Genomic DNA, 924 nt, shown 5'->3' with positions numbered 1-924 from the left:
GAGTTGCGCGCGATTCCGGGCATGGCGTCGAACCGCGCTGCAACGCTCCCCGATGCCGCGGCGCTGCTCGCGGCGCTGGTCAATATCATCGACGTGCCCGAGATGACCGTCTCCTCATCGGGACTGCGCGAAGGGCTGCTCTATCAGGCGCTCGACCCCGCGACCCGGGCGCAGGATCCGCTGATCGTCGCGGCCGAGTTCGAGGGACGGCGACTTGCTCGCTTCGCCCCGCACGGCCGCGCGATCGCCGAGTGGATCGCGCCGCTATTCGCCAATGAGGAGGCGAGCGACAGCCGCATCCGGCTCGCCGCCAGCCTGCTCAGCGATGTCGCCTGGTCGGCCAACCCCGATTTCCGTGCCGAACGCGGGACCGAGATCGGACTGCACGGCAACTGGCGCAGCATCGACATTCCCGGCCGCATCCTGCTCGCGCGCGCATTGCACGCCGGGTTCGGCGGCGCCGACGTCGATTTTCCCGCAATGACCAGCCTCGTTCCGGCGGACCGCATCGACCGGGCGCGGCAGTGGGGGCTTGCCATCCGGCTGGCGCAGCGGCTCACCGGGGGGGTGGAGGCGCCGCTCAAGGCGAGCGCCATCGCACTCGACGACGGCAAGCTGCGGCTCAGCCTCGATCCCGGCTGGCATCATCTGGCGGGCGAATCGGTCGACCGGCGCCTGCGCGCGCTGGCGCAGGCGTTCGGGGTCAAGCCGGAGCTGGTGCTGCTCTAAGCAGGGCAGCGAGGGAGCGCGCCCTCAGGCGTCGGTTTCGGCCGGGGCGGGGGCTTCGATCTCGCTCATGACCAGCTTGCCGTTCTTGACCGCAAAGCCGACGCGGCCTTCGACGAGGTCGAGTGCGGCGTGGCCGAACACGTCGTAGCGCCAGCCCCGCATCATCGGGATATCGTCACGGCGCCCCGCCGCGAG

The 924-nt window shown here is 70.8% G+C and carries 2 pseudogenes; one reads left to right on the top strand and one right to left on the bottom strand.

The features are described 5' to 3' along the window. Positions 1-729, top strand: a pseudogene (locus tag ABS88_RS21720) (Ppx/GppA family phosphatase); the annotation flags it as partial. 24 nt (positions 730-753) lie between these two features. Here the strand turns inward: ABS88_RS21720 and ABS88_RS21715 are convergent. Further along, a pseudogene (locus ABS88_RS21715) lies at positions 754-924 on the bottom strand (ribonuclease D); the annotation flags it as partial.

The sequence above is a fragment of the Sphingopyxis sp. SCN 67-31 genome (genome assembly GCF_001725095.1).
The sequence above is the reverse complement of the archived record's forward strand: the minus strand, read 5'-3'. Positions and strand labels throughout refer to the sequence as shown.